General features: G+C 61.4%; 13 protein-coding genes. 6 read left to right on the top strand and 7 right to left on the bottom strand.

Translation table 11 applies throughout. The features are described from left to right. Positions 1-9: 9 nt before the first annotated feature. From ACFPN2_RS33120 to ACFPN2_RS33095, 6 genes are all read right to left on the bottom strand, one after another. Complete coding sequence (locus ACFPN2_RS33120; protein ID WP_380604758.1) at positions 10-1,320, bottom strand: aspartate aminotransferase family protein; 1,311 nt, start codon at positions 1,318-1,320, stop codon at positions 10-12. Positions 1,321-1,390: 70 nt separating this feature from the next. Beyond that, positions 1,391-2,056: a GntR family transcriptional regulator gene (locus tag ACFPN2_RS33115; protein WP_380604756.1), complete on the bottom strand. Its 666-nt coding sequence runs from the start codon at positions 2,054-2,056 to the stop codon at positions 1,391-1,393. Positions 2,057-2,211: 155 nt separating this feature from the next. Beyond that, entirely contained in the window at positions 2,212-4,323 is a 2,112-nt protein-coding gene (locus ACFPN2_RS33110) for a TonB-dependent receptor (RefSeq protein WP_380604754.1), read from the bottom strand. Positions 4,324-4,571: 248 nt separating this feature from the next. Continuing rightward, positions 4,572-5,750, bottom strand: a complete 1,179-nt coding sequence (locus tag ACFPN2_RS33105; RefSeq protein ID WP_380604752.1) for an acetyl-CoA C-acetyltransferase — start codon at positions 5,748-5,750, stop codon at positions 4,572-4,574. A 17-nt stretch (positions 5,751-5,767) separates the two neighbouring features. Next, positions 5,768-6,424 carry a CoA transferase subunit B gene (locus ACFPN2_RS33100; protein ID WP_380604750.1) on the bottom strand — a complete coding sequence of 219 codons (657 nt, stop codon included), beginning with the start codon at positions 6,422-6,424 and terminating at the stop codon, positions 5,768-5,770. 7 nt (positions 6,425-6,431) lie between these two features. Next, a complete protein-coding gene (locus tag ACFPN2_RS33095; RefSeq protein WP_380604748.1) occupies positions 6,432-7,133 on the bottom strand; it encodes a CoA transferase subunit A in 702 nt (233 codons plus the stop codon). A 100-nt stretch (positions 7,134-7,233) separates the two neighbouring features. Between ACFPN2_RS33095 and ACFPN2_RS33090 the strand changes: the two genes are divergently transcribed. Next, positions 7,234-8,118: a LysR family transcriptional regulator gene (locus tag ACFPN2_RS33090; RefSeq protein ID WP_380604746.1), complete on the top strand. Its 885-nt coding sequence runs from the start codon at positions 7,234-7,236 to the stop codon at positions 8,116-8,118. Here the strand turns inward: ACFPN2_RS33090 and ACFPN2_RS33085 are convergent. Further along, positions 8,099-9,256 (bottom strand): MFS transporter, encoded by a 1,158-nt coding sequence (locus ACFPN2_RS33085; protein WP_380606721.1) that lies wholly within the window; start codon positions 9,254-9,256, stop codon positions 8,099-8,101. The two genes, ACFPN2_RS33090 and ACFPN2_RS33085, sit on opposite strands and share 20 nt — an antisense overlap. Before the next feature lie 209 nt (positions 9,257-9,465). On the opposite strand from ACFPN2_RS33085, the gene ACFPN2_RS33080 reads away from it, so the two are divergent. The 5 genes from ACFPN2_RS33080 to ACFPN2_RS33060 all read left to right on the top strand — a co-directional run bounded on the left by ACFPN2_RS33080 (position 9,466) and on the right by ACFPN2_RS33060 (position 17,527). Beyond that, positions 9,466-10,461, top strand: coding sequence for a LacI family DNA-binding transcriptional regulator (locus tag ACFPN2_RS33080; RefSeq protein WP_380604744.1), 996 nt, complete (start codon positions 9,466-9,468; stop codon positions 10,459-10,461). Positions 10,462-10,844: 383 nt separating this feature from the next. Further along, positions 10,845-12,893 carry a M13 family metallopeptidase gene (locus ACFPN2_RS33075; RefSeq protein ID WP_380604742.1) on the top strand — a complete coding sequence of 683 codons (2,049 nt, stop codon included), beginning with the start codon at positions 10,845-10,847 and terminating at the stop codon, positions 12,891-12,893. An 86-nt stretch (positions 12,894-12,979) separates the two neighbouring features. Continuing rightward, entirely contained in the window at positions 12,980-13,564 is a 585-nt protein-coding gene (locus ACFPN2_RS33070; RefSeq protein WP_380604740.1) for an RNA polymerase sigma factor, read from the top strand. Then, positions 13,551-14,831, top strand: a complete 1,281-nt coding sequence (locus ACFPN2_RS33065; RefSeq protein ID WP_380604738.1) for a FecR family protein — start codon at positions 13,551-13,553, stop codon at positions 14,829-14,831. The genes ACFPN2_RS33070 and ACFPN2_RS33065 overlap by 14 nt, the downstream gene beginning before the upstream one ends. Before the next feature lie 80 nt (positions 14,832-14,911). After that, complete coding sequence (locus tag ACFPN2_RS33060) at positions 14,912-17,527, top strand: TonB-dependent receptor domain-containing protein (protein WP_380604736.1); 2,616 nt, start codon at positions 14,912-14,914, stop codon at positions 17,525-17,527. Positions 17,528-17,578 lie beyond the last annotated feature (51 nt).

Genomic DNA, 17,578 nt, shown 5'->3' with positions numbered 1-17,578 from the left:
CAAATTCCGTCAGAGTCCGATGTCCGCGAGCGCGGCGGTGAATGCGTCGCTCAAATGACGGACTTCGGCGTCCGTCATCGGCGTAGAAAGAACACCAGTACCGTGCCGTGGAAGATTCACGCCGTGGCGAAGGAGCGCTTCGCAGAGGCGCGGCATGGGCGAGCTCGGTCCTTCCGCCGCGAAGGCTTCGCGATAGGTCCGCGGGATGCGACGTGACGGTTGAATTCGAAACAGCGACGCTCGTCCATAGACCGACATGTCGACGTTGCGTTTGGCGATCACGGCATTCAATGCTTCTCGGACTGCGTCGCCCAGTGCTTCGAGCTTGGCGAAAGCGGCTCGATCGAGTGCCTGCATCGACGCCAGTCCCGCGACCATCGACAACGGGTTCGCCGAGAACGTTCCTCCTTGCGGCAACAGCCAGCCATGGCTGTCTCGCTGAGCGAATATTTCCATGACGTCGCGGCGTCCGGCGATGGCACCGATCGGCAAGCCGCCGCCGATGATCTTGCCCATGGTCATGAGATCGGGCTTGATCCCGAAACGCGCCGATGCGCCCTCGAAGTCTTGCCGCAGATTCAGCACTTCATCGCTGATCAGCAGCGTGCCGCTACGACGGCAATAGTCCGACAGCAGCTCCAGATATTCCGGTTCGATGGGAATGAGGCCGCATCGGCTCGGCATCACATCGATCAGGATGGCTGCGAGTTTTCCTTCCGTGCCGGCGAGCGCGGTGGCGGTTCGCGCGACATCGTTCAATGCGAGAACAATGGTTTCCGCCGCGACGCTCTGTGGCGCGCCCCGGTAATTGCCCAGAGCAATCGGTGGCTGCGCTCGCGAGGTGCTTGGATCGGTGTGCTCGCTGATCTCGGCCCAGTCGTAACCGCCGTGATAAGTGCCTTCGAGCTTCGCGATCTGCGAGCGGCCCGTGAATGCACGTGCGGCCTTGAGTGCGAACATCACCGCCTCGGTACCGGTATTAACGAAACGAATACGTTCGGCCGCCGGAATCCGGCCGCAAATCAATTCCGCGAGCGCGAGCTCATGTTCGGTGGGATTCGCGAAGCAGGTGCCGCGTTCGAGTTGAGCGGCGACCGCTGCTGAGATCGGCTTGAACGCGTGACCGTGAATGAGCGTCGTGAAGTTGGCATTCAAGTCGAGCAGGCGATTGCCATCGACATCGATGAGCCAAGGGCCTTCGCCTCGCTCTACATAAATGGGCCGCGGATGACGGACGACGGTTGTCCGCGTCACCCCGCCAGGAAAGACGCGCTGTCCGCGCTCAAACAGTTGTGCCGATCGAAGTTCGACTCGATGCATGCTGATCCCCGCCCGCTCATCGCGACGGAGATCATAATATGATGGATGTTATTTGATGCAACAAAAATTTTCAGGTTTTGCCGAGCGCGCCACTCAAAGTCGCGTAGCCATCGTCGATGTCGTGCTCGAAAGCGGCCCGGACGACCTGAGCGTCGCGCTTCTGCAGACCTTCCAGCACCCGCATGTGATTGGAGACGCCGCGCCGGCTGACCGCGAACTCGGGATATAACATGTTGAGCGACGGCCCCACGCGCAGCCACTGCGCTTCGATCAGCCCGACCAGACGGGGCATGCCGCACTTTTCATAGACGCCGAAGTGAAAAGCTTCGTTGCGATCCAGGACGCGCCGGTAGTCGCCGCTGTTCATCGCGCTCTCGAGCTCGGCTTGCAGGCTCAGCAAGTTAGCGATGTCGTTCGGGCCGAAATTAGCCGTCGCCAGCTCGGCAGCGGTGCCTTCGAGCGAGCGTCGAATGGTCGCCACTTCTTTCAGTGCCGCGACGGTGAGGACGGGCACGAGGATGGTCTTGGCGCTCGGCATTTCGAGCGCGCCCTGATCGATCAATCGGTTCAGGCCTTCGCGCGCCGGTGTGACGCTCACCTGGAGATCTTCGGCAACGGAACGCACCGTCAGCTTCTGTCCGGGCTGAAATGCGCCGCTCATCAAGGCGCGTTTCAGCCGGTCATAGACGTGTGCGCCGAGGGATTTGTCGCGATCGATAGGAGCAAGTGCGCTCATGCCAGGCCTTCCATTCAGTCCTTGAGATTCTGATCGCAACGAGCTGTCGTTGCATCAAATATCGCATCTCACGCATCATGGCGCACTTTCGCCGGCACGAAAAGAGGCGCGACGCCTGCACGCGCCGCGCTTTGCCTGGCTCTAGTGGATCGGAGCTAATACTTGTAGGAAAACAGGACTCCGACGGTGCGCGGCCGCATGCGCGAAACCAGATACTGCCGAATCGACGTGGTGGGCCGGACCACGCCGTCTTCATCGGTCAGGTTGTCGACGAAGAATCGGGCGGACCAGTTGTACGGGGCGGTCACGGTGAAGCTCATCGACGCCGTGGTGACGTCGTCGCCTTCGAATACTGCGCCGGTGCCTTCGTTCTTGGTCGTCAGCTTGCTGACGTAATTCACATCCGTTGAGAAGTGGCCGGCGTAGCCAGTGGACCCGAAGTCGAACCCGTAGTCGGCATACAACGAGCCGGTGAGCTCGGGGCTCTCATCCAGCCGGTCGCCCTTGTTATAGATCTTGAGCGTGCGGGCGTAGACGTCCTTGGAGAAAGAAAGGTCGTTCCAGCTCGCCGATCCGCCAAGGGTGAGTCCGCGGGTGATTCTGAAGTTCAACGTTGCGTCGATGCCAAGCCCGTTCGCATCCGTGCCATTGCTGGGTGTCGCGATGTAGACAGGCACCGCGCCGGTCCCGATGTTTACGAACTGACGGACTTGCGGGTCCTGCCAGGATTGATAGTAGGTCGCGACTTCATAACTCACCACGCCCGCCGAGCCCTTGGCGCCGATCTCATAGTTCGTCAGCAGATCGGGCTTGACCGCGCTGAGCCCGGGCGCGGCCGCGACGGCATCGCCGCTTTGTTCGAAGCCGCTGCGAAAGCCTTGTGAGTAAGAAGCGTAGAGCGTGTGTCGCGAGCTTGGAAACCACGACAGCACGACGCGCGGTGTCGTTTTCTCGAAGGTGCTCGACGAGTCGATGGGCTCGCCGGTAATGCCGGTGAGACGATCTGTTTCCTCGAGCGACACGTCATCGTGGAAATATCGCAAGCCACCGCGCAGTTCGAAGCGCTCGTCGGCGAACTTGCGGCCGACCTCGCCATACACCGCCACGGACTCGGACTTGTTGGCGTCGATGGCGTCGTGGGAGTAGGTGACGGGAATGACGACGAGCCTGGAATCTTCGGCATTTCGATACGATGCGCCCACCGACCAGCTCCACACGCCATCGGTGGTCGAGTACGCGCGCAATTCCTGAGTGAAGGTCTGCGCATCGAGCACTGTGCGCTGGCTTTCGACGGCGCTAACTTCGAAGTCGCCATCGTTCTTGTAGTCGATGTAACTGGTCGGCGCCTCGATGCTGAAGCTATCGAAGCTGTAGGCCAGATTGAGGCCGTAGATCTGATACTCGGTGAGCGTGCTTTCATCGCGCACGGTCGGCAAGGTCATGTTCGCGGTCGACGAATTCAAGCCGTCGAGATTCGAGCGCGAGATCCAGGCGGACAGATTGGCCGTGAACCGCTCGGTCGGCCGGGCCGCCACTTTCACCCGATAGGATTCGGTTCGCGAGCCGTTATAGTCCTTTTCGGGTACGGCCGGACGATCGACCCAGCCGCTCAGATCTTCGTAACTGGCTACGGCCCGGATCGCGAGCTTTCCTGTGATGAGCGGCACGTTGACCGCGACATCGCCCTTGTAATTGTCGCCACCGTGCTCGGTGGAAGAGACGCCGCCTTGAGCCTTGGCTTCGAAGGCGTCGACGTTTGCATCTTTCGTCAGTACGCGCACGACGCCGGCGAGCGCGCTGGCACCATACAACGTGCCTTGTGGACCTTTGAGCACTTCGACGCGATCCAGATCATAGGCATTGGCATCCGGCGTCAGCGGTGTTTTGACGAGCGCGAAGGGCACCTCGTCCATGTAATACGCCGCGGTGCCGCTGCCGGAAAAAATGGACGGGCTGGCGGAAACGCCGCGGATCGAGAACTTCGAGCCGTTGCCTTGGAACGTTTCATACACCGCGACACCGGGCAGGCGCCCGATCGCATCGTTCACGCTCGACACGCCGGCAGTATCGAGCTTGTCGCCGCTCAACACACTGATCGAGATCGGCACGTCCTGCAGCGTTTCGCTGCCGGACTTCTGCGCGGTGACGACAATCTCATCGATGTTCCCGGCGGCAGGGGAGTCTTGCGACTGTGCATGACCCGCCTCGCTCGCCAGTAGCTCCACGGCTGCCACCGTGCAGGCCAATGCTGTTTTTCTGAATTTCACTGCCCACCCCATTTGCTACGCCAGATGAAATTTGATGTAACAAATATCATGCGCCAATGACGGGATGCAACCCCAATCCGCTCCAGATCGCGGCGAACAGTGGACGCAGCGGCGCGCTGAGGGAGGACGCTCCCTCAGAAATCAGTGGCTTAGTCCCGGTGGGCGAGGATGAATTGGCGCGTTATGACCAGGGCGAGCCTGGCCCCGCCAATGCGCAGCGTCTTAGTGCGGGCGTGCGAGGGCTTAACTTAGCGTTCGATGGCGAGGGCAACGCCTTGCCCGCCGCCGATGCACAGGGTGGCGAGGCCGCGCTTCACATCGCGACGAGCCATCTCGTGAATCAAAGTCACCAGCACCCGACATCCCGACGCGCCAATGGGATGGCCGAGCGCGATGGCGCCGCCATTGACGTTGACTTTCGCGATGTCGAGATCGAGCTTCTTCGCGACGGTCAGCGACTGCGCGGCGAAAGCTTCATTTGCTTCGATCAAATCCACGGAGCCGAGTGTCCATCCGGCCTTCTTCAAGCAGCGTTGAGTGGCAGAGATCGGGCCTTCGCCCATGTACGCGGGATCGACGCCGGCGCTGGCATAGGAAACAACTTTCGCGAGCACGGGCAGGCCGAGCTTCGCTGCGCGTTCGGCGGACATCATGACGACAGCGGCGGCGCCATCGTTCAACGTGGATGCGTTGCCTGCCGTCACCGTGCCTTCTTTGTCGAAAGCAGGACGCAGTTTGGCGAGCGAGGCGAGGTCGGTCCCGGCACGCGGTTGTTCATCGACAGCGAACTCGGCGGTCTTGCCTTTGCCCAACTGCACCGTCACGGGCGTGATCTCATCGACGAATCGACCGGCGGCAATCGCGTCGCTCGCGCGCGTCTGCGACAGCACTGCATATTCATCTTGCTGTTCGCGAGAGATGCCATGGCGCTTCGCCAGGTTCTCGGCCGTGATGCCCATGTGATATTGATTGAAAGCATCCCACAGACCGTCGACGATCATGGTGTCGATGATCTGGCTGTGTCCCATGCGCAAGCCGGTGCGCGCTCCGGGCAATACATACGGTGCGAGACTCATGCTCTCCATGCCGCCGGCTACGACGACATCGGCGTCGCCGAGCAGAATGGATTGCGCGGCCAAGTGCGTTGCTTTCAAGCCCGAGCCGCACACTTTGTTGATCGTCATCGCCGGTGTCGTGACCGGCACGCCGCTGTTGATCGCCGCCTGGCGCGCGGTGTTCTGACCTGCGCCGGCCGTGAGCACGTGACCCATCACCACTTCGTCGACCGCGTCGGCCGCGAGCCCCGTCTTGGCGAGCAGCGAACGAATCACGATCGAGCCGAGCTCGGCAGCGGGGACTTTCGCGAGCGAACCTTGGAAGGCGCCAATGGCGGTGCGGGTGGCGGCGACGATGACGACTTCACGCATGACAGACTCGCTTCGACTCAAAATTTCATTTCCGGCACCGAGGCCGGAACGATCAGGCGACCGGCGGTTTTCGCCTTGATCTCTTCGACGCTCACGCCCGGCGCACGCTCTTTGAGATGGAACGCGCCATCGGCGATTTCAATGTAGGCGAGATCGGTGAGCACGCGCTTGATACAACCGCTGCCGGTCAGCGGCAGGCTGCAACGGTCGAGCAGTTTCGATTCGCCGTCTTTCGACGCGTGCATCATCGTGACGATGATGTTCTCGGCGCCGGCGACCAGATCCATGGCGCCGCCCATGCCTTTGACCAGCTTGCCCGGCACCATCCACGACGCGATGTTTCCTTGCACGTCCACCTCGAACGCACCGAGTACGGTGAGGTCGACGTGGCCGCCGCGAATCATCGCGAACGATTCGACGCTGGAGAAAATCGACGCGCCGACGCGCGCGGTCACGGTCTGTTTGCCGGCGTTGATCATGTCAGCGTCGACTTCGCTGTCGGTGGGGAAGGGGCCCATGCCGAGCAGACCGTTCTCCGACTGCAACATCACTTCCATGCCTTTCGGCACGTAGTTCGCGACCAGCGTCGGAATGCCGATGCCGAGGTTCACATAGAAGCCGTCGCGCAATTCGCGAGCGACGCGTTCCGCCATCTGTTCTCTAGTCAGTGCCATGATGACCTCAAGCCGCGCGCGTGGTGCGCTTCTCGATACGTTTTTCGAAGTTGCCCTGAATCAGCCGGTCGACATAGATGCCCGGCGTGTGGATCTGACTGGGCTCGAGCTGACCGGGCTCGACGATCTCTTCGACTTCCACGACGGTGATGCGACCGGCGGTCGCGGCGGCGGGATTGAAATTCTGCGCGGTGTGACGGTACACGACGTTGCCGTACCAGTCGGCCTTCCAGCCTTTCACGATCGCGAAGTCGGCGGTGATCGACGGTTCGAGAATGTATTTACGACCGTTGAACTCGCGCACTTCCTTGTTCTCGCCGACGGGCGTGCCGTAGCCGGTCGCGGTGAAGAAGGCCGGGATGCCGGCGCCACCCGCGCGGATTTTCTCAGCGAGCGTGCCTTGCGGAGTGAGCTCAACTTCCAGCTCGCCGGACAGCAGCTGGCGCTCGAACTCGGCGTTCTCGCCGACGTACGACGCAATCATCTTCTTGATCTGGCGATCCTTGAGCAGGATGCCCAGGCCGAAGTCGTCGACGCCGCAGTTGTTGGAGACCACCGTGAGTCCCTTGACCCCCATGCGCCGGATCTGGGCAATGAGGTTCTCGGGGATGCCGCACAGGCCGAAGCCGCCGGCGATGACTGTCATGTTGTCGGTGAGGCCGGCCAGCGCCGCCTCGTAACTATCGACTCGTTTATCGAAGCCTGCCACTTGCCTGTCTCCGTGGGTCGGATGGGGACAGCTTGGCATGCGCCGATTCAGTTGTTAAGTTGGAAATTCCTGCTGATTCTTTTGCCGGGTAAATGAGTCAATGACCCCCCGCCAACTCGAGGCCTTTGTGGCCGTCGCGCAAACTTTGAGCTTCGCCCGGGCCTGCGAACGGCTGCACATGTCGCAGCCGGCGCTGAGCCTGGCGATCCGTAGCCTGGAGGATTCCCTGGGCGGCCGATTGCTGTCGCGAACCACCCGACAGGTCAAATTGACGCCGGAAGGCGCGGCGCTATTGCCTCAAGCCATTCAGCTGCTGGCGGATTGGGAGAACGTGCGCGAGCGCTCTCGCCAGCACTTCACGTTGCGGCGGGGGCACGTGACGATCGCGGCCATGCCGTCCTTCGCGGGTAATGTGCTGCCACAGATCCTCGATGAGTTTCGCGGTCGCTTTCCGAATATCGAAGTGACGGTGCACGACGTGATTCACGAAGACGTCGTGCGCATGGTGGCCAACGGGCGGGTCGAGCTGGGATTCGGCTTCGAGCCGGAGACGGCGAGTCAGTTGAGCTTCCACCCACTGTTCATCGATCGCTTCGTCGCCATCGTGCCGAGCCGCTCGCCGCTGGCCGAGTTGCGCTCCGTGTCGTGGGCGCAGTTGTTGACCAACAATTTCATCGCGCTACAACGGCCGTCCACCGTCCGGCAGCTGTTGGAAACATCGCTGGCTGCCAGCGATATGGAGCTGCGAGTCGGCGTCGAGTGTCATCAGCTCGTGACGGTCGGGCAGTTCGTTGCCGCCGGCCTCGGCGTCAGCGTCGTGCCCAACTTATGCGAGCGGCAAATGACGGCGTTGGGGACGCGAAGCGTGCAGTTGACCCGGCCGGCGATTCGTAAGGCGGTCGGGTTGATGACGCGTAACGATCAACAGTTGTCGAGTGCGGCGGAAGCCATTCGTCAGGCGGTTGCTACTCGCCAGCGCAAGTAGCAACGCAGGCCTCGGCGGAGAGCTCGTCGTCGTCACCGACCAGCAGCGACGTGCCCCACACAACCAGTCCCGCGAGCGCAAGACCGCATCCCACCCAACCGGTGGAAGTCCAGCCCCAACCGGCCGCGATGGCCAGGCCACCGAGGAAAGGTCCCAATGCGTTGGCGGCGTTGAAAGCGCTGTGATTCAAGGCTGCGGCGAGCGTCTGCGCATCGCCAGAGACTTCCATCAATCGTGTCTGCAAGACGGTGCCGAGTCCGCCGCCGCAGCCGATCATGAACACGACGATAGAGATGGCGAAGAGGTTGATCGCCGCAAACGGAAACAATGCGAGCGACGCCGCGCTCCACAGAAGAATGCCGCCAACCGTCGGCATTACGGCACGATCGGCGAGCCAGCCCGCAACCAAAGTACCGGCCGTCATGCCCAGCCCGAACATACACAGGACCAAGGGCACGAACTGATTCGAAACATGAGTCACTTCGATGAGCGTCGATGCGACATAGGTGTACACGGCGAACAATCCGCCGAAGCCGATGGCGCCGATGCCCAACGTCAACCACACCTGTCGACGCTTCAATGCGCCGAGCTCTCGCAACGGGCTCGCACCCTTCGGCGGCTCGTCGTGAGGAACATATCTTCTAACCAGCATCACAGTGAGCAACGCGAGAATTCCCACCACGCCAAAGCCCCAGCGCCAGCCCAGCAGCAGACCGATCCAATTGGCTGCCGGCACGCCGATGATGGTTGCCACAGTGAGTCCAAGCATCGTGCGTGCGACTGCTTGCGCGCGTTGATTGGGAGGAACAGCGGAGGCGGCGACGAGCGAGGCGATGCCGAAGTACGCGCCGTGCGGCAGACCGCTCAAGAAACGAAACAAAAGCATCCATTCATAGGAAGGCGCGAGCGCACTCATCACATTGGCGACGGCGAACACGCTCATGAGCGCGATCAACAATGTGCGTCGGGCCACTCTTGCGGCGAGCACGGCAATCACCGGCGCTCCGACCACGACACCCAGGGCGTACGCGCTGATTACGTGGCCTGCTGTGGGGGCGTCGATACCGAGCCCGACCGAGAAGTAGGGCAGCAGGCTCATGGAGGCGAATTCGGTCGTGCCGATGGCGAAGCCGCCCATGGCCAGGGCCAGGAACAGCAGTCCGACAGAAGGAACGCGGGGCTGACCCCGGGAAATCTCGGGGACGTTTGATAAATCAGTTGCTTGCAACGGAATTCCAGGATCGGGGAGGCGCTTTGCATAGCATTGCAACACGGTTTGCATAGCTATGCAATCGGGCGTACCCTGCGCCCGCCTCATTAATAAGAATGGAAGGGGGATCGGAGTCCATGGCGCATGCCAAGCCGCCATCATCGGTTGACGTTGCGCGCCTCGCGGGCGTTTCACAGTCCGCCGTGTCGCGCACATTCACGCCTGGGGCGAGCATTTCGGCGGAGACCAAGGCCAAGGTGATGGCCGCGGCCGAGGCGCTGAACTATCGACCGAACCTAATTCCTCGCATCATGCTCAAGAACCGCTCGAATATCGTCGCGGTCGTCGTGGGCAGTCTCGCCAATCCGTATCACTCCAAGGCGCTGCAAGCGTTTGGTTGCAAGCTGCAGGCATTGGGCAAGCAAGTGATGCTGGTGCAAACGAATTTCGATCGTTCGTTAGATGAGGTTGTCGGGGAGCTCGCGAGCTATCGAGTCGATGCAGTGGTGAGTCCGTTGGAGATCACGTCTCCCGATGTCACTGCGCTGATCGATCCGATGCGCATTCCGGTGATCACCCTGAACTCCGACCACATCAGCGAATGGAGCGCGACGGTTTCATCCGACAACGAGATGGCGGGCGATTGCATCGCGCAGCTGTTGTGGAAGCGCGGCGGCAAGCGGTTTGGATACATCGCTGGACCTCGCGACAGCCCGTCACAACAACAACGTGAAGCGGGATTTCGCCGGGGACTCGCGGCGGCCGGTGTCACCGACTGCGCCTGGGAGCAGGCCGATTATTTTTACGAAGGCGGATACGCGGCGGCTAAAAAAATGTTTGCTACGACTTCGCCGCCGGACGCTGTGTTCTGCGTCAATGATCTGGTCGCGCTCGGTGCCATGGATGCGCTTCGCGTCGAGTTCGGCCTGAAGATTCCAGACGATGTCATGATCGCCGGCTACGACAACATCGAAGCCGCGGGCTGGTCCGCATATCAACTAACGACGTTCGACCAGCGCATGGACGAAATGGTGAGCAATGCGGTCGCCATGCTCGAGCGGGACTGGGCACCGAGCGCCCAGTCGTTCATTGCACCGACGCTGGTGGAGCGCGCGAGCACTCGAGCCGAGTAGCGGTCACCGCAAGGCGATGGCGTACGTCGAATTCAAGTGCGCGTCCGCCCAGATCGTTTGTGTAGCCGTAGTCGAAGTTGAATGCACCGCTGCCGGCAGAGACGGGTGAATGCGTGAGTACTGGTTGAGCGTCAAGAAAAATTTTTGAGCCGTCCGGGTAACCACTTTTGTTCGCGAATCGCTCTATAGCAGCAAGTTCATTCGCGGACGGGTAGGGGTTTCGGGATCTGGATCGTCTTTACCAGTCGTCGTCGCGTTGGTTTCCCCCTCCGCGACTGACAAAGGCTGGGCCGCTGCGACGGCCCGGCCCGTAGCCATCGGCGGCAGGGACGCCGCCGTCGCTCGAAATCAGCATTCCTCCTCAGAAAGGACCGACAGCTTCGATGGTTCGAATCAGCAAGCACTGGCTGGCACTGCTGCCCGCCGCCGTTCTCGTTACCGCCTGTGGCGTCAGCGAGAGTCCGAATAAGTCCGCGCTCAAACCTGCAATCGGTGCCTTCGGGTTGGACCTGTCCGCCGCGGATCCCGCCGTGAAGGCCGGCGACGATTTCTTCGCGCATGCAGGCGGCAAATGGCTGTCGAGCTTCCAGATCCCGGAGGACAAGACGTCCTACGGGCCGTTTGTGAAGATCGCCGATGACATCGAAGTTCAGTTGCGCTCGTTGATTGAGGCTGCCGCTGCCGCGCCTGGTGAGCAGGGCTCGGCGTCTCAACGCGTGGGCGATTACTACGCAAGCTTCATGGATGAAGCCGCCATCGAGAAGGCCGGGCTCGAGCCCATCGCGGCGGATTTGTCGCGCATCCAGGCCGCACGCGATAAGAAACACATCGCGACTTTGTTCGGCACGCCGGGCATGCCGTCGGTGTTCAAGATCTTCGCCACACCGGATGCGAAGCACCCCGACAAATATTCGCTGGAGCTCGGTCAGTCGGGGCTGGGCTTGCCCAATCGCGACTATTACTTGAAGGACGATGCCAGGCTGAAGGAAGTGCGCGGGCAATATCTCGCTTACATCGAGCAGATGCTGACGCTCGGCGGCGTGAATGAGTCGGCCGCCAAGGCCAAAGAAATCGTCGCGTTCGAAACGTCGCTCGCTCAGGTCTACTGGCCCATCGAGCGGCTGCGCGACGCGGATGCCACCTACAACCCCTACACCAAGGCGGAGCTGCTGGCGTATGCGCCGGGCTTCGATTGGCAAGCGTTCCTGCAAGCGAAGGAAATCCCGACGCGCGAGCACTTCGTGTTGGGACCCACCACCGCCATTCGCGATGCCGCCCAGATCGTTCAGCGCATTTCATTGGACACGTTGAAGGCTTATCTCACGTTTCACACGCTGAACACTTACGCGACGTATCTGCCCAAGCGATTCGACGACGCGCAGTTCGCGTTCAACGGCAAGGTGGTGAGAGGCCAGCCGGTTCAGCGCGATCGTTGGAAGCGGGCCATCGCCGAGGCGAACAAGGGCGTTGGCGAACTGGTCGGCCGTATGTATGTGGAGAAGCACTTTCCGCCGGAGTCGAAGGCGAAGATGCAGGCGCTGGTCGCGAACTTGCGCGCAGCGCTGAAACAGCGGTTGGAGCAGTCGACCTGGCTGGGCGATGACACCCGCAAACGTGCGCTCGAGAAGCTGGGCACCTTCGTGACCAAGATCGGCTATCCGGACGAATGGAAGGACTACTCCGGTCTCGAAGTTCGGCGCGGCGACTTGATTGGCAACGTCAAGCGTGCGCAGTTGTGGGATTGGCGACGCGACATCGCGCGGCTCGATCAGCCTGTCGATCGCAACGAGTGGTACATGACGCCGCAACGGGTCAATGCTTATTACAATCCGCTGAACAACGAGATCGTCTTCCCGGCGGCGATTCTGCAGCCACCGTTCTTCGATCCTAACGCGGACGATGCTGTGAACTACGGCGGCATCGGCGCGGTGATCGGTCATGAGATTGGCCACGGCTTCGACGATCAGGGGCGCAAGTTTGCCGCCGATGGCAGTCTCGAAGATTGGTGGACCGAAGCGGACGCCAGCGCATTTAACGAACAGACCCAGAAGCTGATTGCGCAGTACTCGTCGTTCGAAGCGCTGCCCGGATTGAACGTCAACGGTGCAATCACCATTGGCGAGAACATCGGCGATCTGGGCGGGCTCAACATGTCCTTGCATGCGTACCGGCTGTCGTTGAATGGCAAGCCGGCGCGGGTCATCGATGGGCTCACCGGCGAGCAACGCTTCTTCCTGTCGTGGGCACAGATCTGGCGCGCCAAGTATCGCGACGAAGCGCTGCGTGTGCTGGTATTGTCAGATCCACACAGCCCGTCGCAATTCCGAGTGAACGGCGCGGTGCGTAACATGGACGAGTGGTACCAGGCATTCGACATCAAGGCCACGGACAAGCTCTATCTGCCACCGGAGCAGCGCGTGAAGATCTGGTGAGACGAGTGGGGCGGTCAGTCCCCCCAGTCTCTTCGCGAAAATAAATTCCTGCCCCGGGTGCGCATTGGTTGTAATGTCACCGGGGTATGGATGACTCCCTGGACACTTGGTTCGCGCGCGAGATTCTCGTGCATGAGGAGTCATTGGTGCGCTACCTGGCGCGCTCCTGGCCCAAGCCGGACGAGGTCCACGACTTGCGCCAGGACATCTATGTGCGCGTCTACGAATCCGCCCTGCGAGCGCGGCCGGCGGCACCCAAGGCCTTCCTGTTTACGACGGCCCGCAATCTCATGACCGATCGGGTACGGCGAGGACGCATCGTGTCGATCGAAGCTACCGGCGATATCGACGCTTTGAACCTGCTCGTCGATGAAACCTCTCCCGAACGACGCACTGGCGCCCGCCAGGAGTTGCAGCGGATGGCGCACGCATTCGATTCCTTGCCGCCGAAATGCCGAGAGGTCGTTTGGTTGCGCCGGGTCGAAGAACTCTCCACGCGAGATACGGCTGATCGCATGGGCGTCAATCACGGGACCATCGAAAAGCATCTGGCACGCGGCATGGAATTGCTTGCGAACTTTCTGTTTGGAGGCATGCAGGGCCGGAGCGCCCCGACCAAGCCACCGGAGGACGAGTCAAAGCAGCGTGGGTACGAGCATGGACAGCAATAACGACAGTGAAAAGGCCGCCGCCGCGTGGCTCGCGAGGCGCATCGGTGAAGGCTGGACCGCCGCCGATGAATCGTCCTTCAACGCGTGGTTGCAGGCGTCGACGCGTAATCGGGTGGCGTTTATTCGAGTCAATGCGGCCTGGCAAGAGGCGGGCCGTCTGAAGGCTCTGGGGGCCGGATTACAGAGCGGAATTGTGCCGGCGCCGGGAGAGTGGCAACTGACGCCGTTCTTCGATGCCGCGCCATCGACGGCAGCCGCCTCAATCGATGCGCCGCCGGTCCGGCCGTCGTCGGCCGCGCCAAACAACGCGAACGGTTCAGGGCCATCGCGCGAGTCAAATGGCGCGAATGGTCAGGTGCCATCGCGCGCGTCAAACAACGCGAATGGTCAGGTGCCATCGCGCACGTCAAATGGCGCGAATGGTCTGGTGCCATCGCGCGAATCAAACGGCGCGAACGGCCTGGATTCATCGAGCGTGTCAGGCGACGCGAACGGTTTGGGTCGATCGTCTGCGAAGGCGCGGCGAAGCCGAGCGCCGCGGTGGCAGGCGATAGCGGCGTGCGCGTTGCTAGGCGTGCTCGGCATCGCGGGCTATCTCTGGCCGACAGGCCCGTCGTATCACACCCCCGTCGGTGGCGTGGCGCGCGTGCCGATTTCGGACGGCTCGAATGTCACGCTCAATACAGACAGCCGCATTCGCGTAGTGCTCACCGACACCGAGCGACACGTGGACATCGAGCGGGGCGAAGCGTTCTTCGAAGTCGCGAAGGACGCGGCCCGTCCGTTCGTCGTCAGCGCCGGCAACAAGCGGGTCATTGCAGTCGGCACAAAATTCTCAGTGCGACGTGACGGCGAGGATGTTTATGTGGTGGTCACGGAAGGGCGAGTGCGTGTCGAGGACGATCGCGCGGCCTCAGCTCCTCCGACACAGCTCGCCGCTGGCAACGTCGCGACAGCGAGCACAGCGGGCGTCCTGGTCCAAGAGAAACCGTTGCCCGAGGCAGAGGAATATTTGAGCTGGCGCTCCGGCTATCTGGTCTTCCGAGACCGAGCGTTGGTCGAAGCGGTAAACGAGTTCAACCGTTACAACACAAGACAACTCGTGATTGACGATCCTTCGCTTGCCACTCTTCGCATCGGCGGAAACTTCCGCGCCACCAATGTCGACGGCTTCGCTCGATTGCTGGAGCAGGGCTACCCGGTTCGCATCGAGCGCCGCGATGACGGTGCCGTGCTGTTGATCAAAGCCGAATCGATTGATCGATGACGCGCAACGGTGGCTTTGTCGATTTCATTCGTCCCGGTAGATAGCGGCCGACTCATCAGAGCCGCCTTGGGGAGGATGAAATGTTGAAGTCCGTACTGCCACGATCCATCGCGCTGTTCCTTGCTTGTTCCACTGTGTTGAGCGCGCACGCCGCCGAGCCGGGGCGCCTCGATATTCCTGCCGGTGAGCTGGTCACAGCGCTCGAAGCGCTTGCCAAGCAGTCGGGCGCCGAGCTCATGTACAACCCGGAGCAGCTCAAAGGCTTCAGCACGCGAGGCCTGCACGGCAACTTGTCGCTGCAGGAAGCGGTGACCAAGCTGCTCGAAGGCACCCCGCTCAAATTGAGCATCGATGAGACCGGCGCCATGTTGATCGCTCCGACGCGCGAACAAACGACGGTGCAAAAGGAACCGACCGCCGCGCTCGACGATCGGCCGGTCGTCCTCGATGAAATCGTCGTCACCGGATCGAACATTCGTGGCGCGGCAGCGGAAAGCTCGCCGGTGAGAATCTATGGTCGCGAAGACATCGTCGCCTCGGGTGCGTCGACCGCGCAGGAGTTCGTCAATCGCTTGCCGCAGAACTTCGGTGGCGGCTCCACGGAAACGCTGTCGTGGGGCGCACCCGGCGACGACAACGCAAGCTTCAACGGCGCCACCTCAGGCACTGCTGGCACCGGTGTGAATCTTCGTGGCCTGGGCTCGGGCAGCACGCTGGTGTTGCTCAATGGTCAGCGAATCGCGCCCTCGTCAGGCATCGGCGACTTCGTCGACATCTCGATGATTCCAGCCTCGGCCATCGAGCGAGTGGAAGTGCTTTCCGATGGCGCCTCATCGATCTACGGCGGCGACGCGGTCTCCGGTGTCGTGAACTTCATTCTTCGAGACAAATACGATGGCGTCGAAGCCAGCGTACGCTACGGCACCGTGACCGAAGGCGATCAAGACGAGTATCGCGCCAGTATCACCGCCGGCACGAGCTGGGACAGCGGCAACGCATTGCTCGTCTATGAATATTTCGATCAGAGCGCGTTGAGCGCAGCGGATCGCGACTTCTCGCGAGGCGCCGCTCTGCCGAACGACCTGATGCCGGCCCAGCGACGTCACAGCGTGCTTGGATCGGGCGCGCAGCAGCTGACCGACGACTTGAAACTGTCGAGCAGTGTGGTCTATTCCGAGCGCAAGGCCATCCAGGATTTCTACAACCCGGCGGCGAATCGATTTCATTCCGAGCCGACCTCGGAGAATCTGAACAGCTCCATCGATCTGTCCTGGCGCGTGGGCGGTTCGTGGTACGTGGATCTGTCCGGCGCTTACAGCTACGTGAATGGCGAGACGGATACCACCGGCACGACAGCGCCGCGAAAGCGCAAGATCGAGTCCGATATCTGGACCACGGACCTGAGAGCGTCCGGCCCGGTGCTCACCTTGCCGGGTGGCGAGTTGATGCTGGCGTTGGGCGGTCACTATCGCGAAGAAAGTTTCAGCAATACCAATGTCATCAGCGGCGTGACGGATCGGGATGCCGAACGCCGAGCCAACGCATTCTATGGCGAAGCCTTGGTGCCGGTGATCGGTCCCGCCAACGCGCTGCCGGGAATGCAACGTTTGGAGTTGAATGTCTCCGGTCGCCGCGATGATTACGATGACTTCGGCTCGACCACCAACGAGAAAGTCGGCGTGATGTGGCAACCGCTGGAGTCGCTGAAACTGCGGGGCTCCTATAGCACTGCGTTCAATCCGCCGCCGTTGGGTCGCGTGGGCGCGGTGGACCTGGGGGCTTTATCGGCGCGGACTTCTTACACCAACGGCGTGTTCCGTTTCACACCGGGCGATCCTTCCATTGCCGATGTCGTCGCACTGACTGTGTTCGGCACCGGCAAGGATCTCGAAGCGGAGACCTCCAAGGCGTGGACCGCGGGTCTGGATTTCAGCGACCGCTGGGGGCGACACGACGTGTCGTTCTCGGTGAACTGGTTCGACATCGAGTTTTCCAATCGACTCGCGACCACGCCGGTTCCTGTGACCAACAACGTGTACGACGCGCCGAACCAGGCGTTCAACAATCCCAGCTTGTTTCCGGCGGGCACGGTGATTTTCGGGCCCACGCAGAGTCAGATCGCCGATCTGCTGGCCAGCCTGTATTCGTTGAACCAGTTGGCCGATCCGTACCAGGCCCAGATCATCAACGTGGCCGGTGTGCTGCGTAACTTGAGCGAAACCTATGTCAGCGGCCTGGACTTCGTCGTCAACTATGGAACCGATGCTGGCGCGGGCTATCTGTCGCTCGGCGTCGATGCCACTTATCTGTTGACCTACGACCAGCGCGCTGCCGCCAACACGCCGCTCGTCGATAAGATGAATACGCTGTACAACCCCATCGATTTGAAGTTGCGAGGGCGCGTGGGCTATCGCGTGGCTGCGGTGACGGCCAATCTGTTCTTGAACTATCAGGACAGCTATCGGATCGACGACACGTTGGGCGCGGCGAATATCAGTTCATGGACCACGATCGATCTGAACCTCGCTTACGACATGGATAGCCTGGGGCTGCGCTTGTCCGCCTTCAATCTGCTCGACAAGAACCCGCCCAAGACGACCAGCAATGCCGGCTTCGGCATCTACGGCTTCGATCCCGCCAACGCGTCACCCCGCAATCGTTTCATCGCGGTCGAGCTGACCAAGCGGTTCAAGTAACTGCTGCCGCAACTTCTCGGATACGCGCGGTAATGAAGCCGCGTGGCTCCG

This window comes from Steroidobacter flavus (assembly GCF_042651805.1).
In the GTDB taxonomy this organism is placed as follows: Bacteria; Pseudomonadota; Gammaproteobacteria; order Steroidobacterales; family Steroidobacteraceae; genus Steroidobacter; species Steroidobacter flavus.
Note: the sequence above shows the minus strand (reverse complement) of the source record. Positions and strands in the feature narration are given on the sequence as shown.

Excerpts from the sequence above, each read along its gene's own strand:
- ACFPN2_RS33115 (WP_380604756.1), bottom strand. The coding sequence starts at position 2,056 with ATGAGCGCACTTGCTCCTATCGATCGCGACAAATCCCTCGGCGCACAC.
- ACFPN2_RS33120 (WP_380604758.1), bottom strand. The coding sequence starts at position 1,320 with ATGCATCGAGTCGAACTTCGATCGGCACAACTGTTTGAGCGCGGACAG.
- ACFPN2_RS33070 (WP_380604740.1), top strand. The coding sequence starts at position 12,980 with ATGGATGACTCCCTGGACACTTGGTTCGCGCGCGAGATTCTCGTGCAT.
- ACFPN2_RS33065 (WP_380604738.1), top strand. The coding sequence starts at position 13,551 with ATGGACAGCAATAACGACAGTGAAAAGGCCGCCGCCGCGTGGCTCGCG.
- ACFPN2_RS33080 (WP_380604744.1), top strand. The coding sequence starts at position 9,466 with ATGGCGCATGCCAAGCCGCCATCATCGGTTGACGTTGCGCGCCTCGCG.
- ACFPN2_RS33090 (WP_380604746.1), top strand. The coding sequence starts at position 7,234 with ATGACCCCCCGCCAACTCGAGGCCTTTGTGGCCGTCGCGCAAACTTTG.
- ACFPN2_RS33100 (WP_380604750.1), bottom strand. The coding sequence starts at position 6,424 with ATGGCACTGACTAGAGAACAGATGGCGGAACGCGTCGCTCGCGAATTG.
- ACFPN2_RS33105 (WP_380604752.1), bottom strand. The coding sequence starts at position 5,750 with ATGCGTGAAGTCGTCATCGTCGCCGCCACCCGCACCGCCATTGGCGCC.
- ACFPN2_RS33060 (WP_380604736.1), top strand. The coding sequence starts at position 14,912 with ATGTTGAAGTCCGTACTGCCACGATCCATCGCGCTGTTCCTTGCTTGT.
- ACFPN2_RS33075 (WP_380604742.1), top strand. The coding sequence starts at position 10,845 with ATGGTTCGAATCAGCAAGCACTGGCTGGCACTGCTGCCCGCCGCCGTT.
- ACFPN2_RS33085 (WP_380606721.1), bottom strand. The coding sequence starts at position 9,256 with ATGGGCGGCTTCGCCATCGGCACGACCGAATTCGCCTCCATGAGCCTG.